The sequence below is a fragment of the Thermococcus sp. genome, assembly GCF_027063845.1.
Lineage (GTDB): Archaea > Methanobacteriota_B > Thermococci > Thermococcales > Thermococcaceae > Thermococcus.
In genome coordinates this window covers 1-1,598 of the sequence record NZ_JAMOQU010000022.1, presented here as the reverse complement: position 1 = coordinate 1,598, position 1,598 = coordinate 1, and the positions used below count along the sequence as shown (strand labels likewise).

The following is a 1,598-nucleotide window of genomic DNA, read 5'->3' as shown; positions in this document are numbered from 1 at the left end:
AGCTTCTCGTCCATGTATTTTCCGAGCTCGTAGATGAACTCGCTCGCCGTCAGGGGCTTTCCGCGCTCCTTCTCAATCTCAAGAACCCGCTCGAAGAAGGGAATCATGTACTTCTCGAACTCGATGTAGCGGTCGTTGGGCACGAAGATGTTGCCGATTCTGTTTATGCCCTTCTCGCGCATCAGGGCGTCGTTCACCTGCCAGTCGCCCAGGATGAAGGGCTTCAAGGCCTTTATGAAATCCTCCTCGATTCCGCCTGCAGTGGTTACTATGACATCAACCTTGCCTTCTTTGACCAGCCACGCGATTATCTCTCGCAATCCCGAGGAGATTATGTTCGAGGTGTATCCGAGGAAGACGCGGACCTCTTCACCCTTAGCGCGCTTCTCCTCGACTTTCTTCCATATTTCAATGGCCTTTCCAAGGTGCGTCGCCTGAAAGCCTATGCGCTCGTAATAATCGAGAACTTCCTCAAGGCTTGAAACGTCGTCCAACCAGGGCCCCTCAATTGGAACTCCCTCAACCTCTTCGCTCTCCTTAAGCACGATGTCCTTCGGCTCAGTCATGGAAGGAGGTTGGGAAGGGGGCGTTTAAAGCTTTCGTCAGCACTTCCCGCTCAGGACCGAGCCTATCAGCCTGGTCGTAACGGGGACGGGGAAGACCTTCCTCGGTGCCTTCTTTGTGAGCCACTCCTCTATCTCCTTCGCCCTTGCTCTCCCTTCACGCATCGCCGTTCCGATGTTCCTCGGCGCGACGACGTCTCCCGCGAAGAAAATCCCTGCCTCCTTAAGGATTTTCTCGTTGGCACAGACTACCTCGCGAATCGGGCTCGTCGGCAGCTGGCCGATGGCATAGGCGACGATATCAGCGTCAACGATGAACCTTTCGTCCGTTGTCACAACGGTTCCCTCGACGATTCTCGTCCTCGCGAACTCAACTCCTTCGACCCTGCTTTCGCCGATGATTCTTACGGGCGAGGCCATCTCGATGAACTCAAGCCCCTCCTCGATGAGCTTCCTGATTTCGGCCTTCGCGTAGCTCTGCTCAAGGGTTCTCCTGTAGACCATCGTGACTTTCTCGGCTCCTAAAAGTCTCGATTCGATTGCCACGTCAACCGCGGTGTAGCCCGCTCCAATTATGACAACGTGCTTGCCCTTCAAATCGGGAACCTTCTCCCAGGGGTAGTAGCCTATTCTCGCCATCTTTATGTGGTGGAGCAGCTTAAGCGCGTCGTAAACGCCCGGCAAATCAACGCCCGGAACCTTCAGCTTCCTCGGACGCCAGGCGCCCGTTGCTATGAGGAGTGCGTCGAACTCAGAGAGGAGCCTTTCCAGAGATACGAAGTGCTCGGCCCACTCGTCTCCGAGCTCCCTTGGAGAGTCGTAGACGACCTTCGTCCTGAAATGGAAGTTCACGCCTAGCTTTTCAAGGTCCTTTACACCTTCTCTAACTGTCTTTATCGGTATCCTGACCTCTGGAATCGCGAAGGCGACCATCCCCCCGCCCTCTGGCATCTTGTCGTAGACGTGAACCTCGTAGCCCCTGCACGCGAGGTAGCCCGCCGCTGTAAGCCCCGCTGGACCTGCGCCGATGATTGC

General features: G+C 55.8%; 2 protein-coding genes. Both read right to left on the bottom strand.

Annotated elements, in window-relative coordinates; all coding sequences use genetic code 11:
- Positions 1-566 (bottom strand): deoxyhypusine synthase family protein (locus tag MVO87_RS02120; protein ID WP_297552032.1); only part of this gene is annotated, 566 nt, incomplete at its 3' end.
- A 36-nt stretch (positions 567-602) separates the two neighbouring features.
- A partial coding sequence (locus MVO87_RS02115; protein WP_297552030.1) for an FAD-dependent oxidoreductase occupies positions 603-1,598 on the bottom strand: 996 nt, incomplete at its 5' end.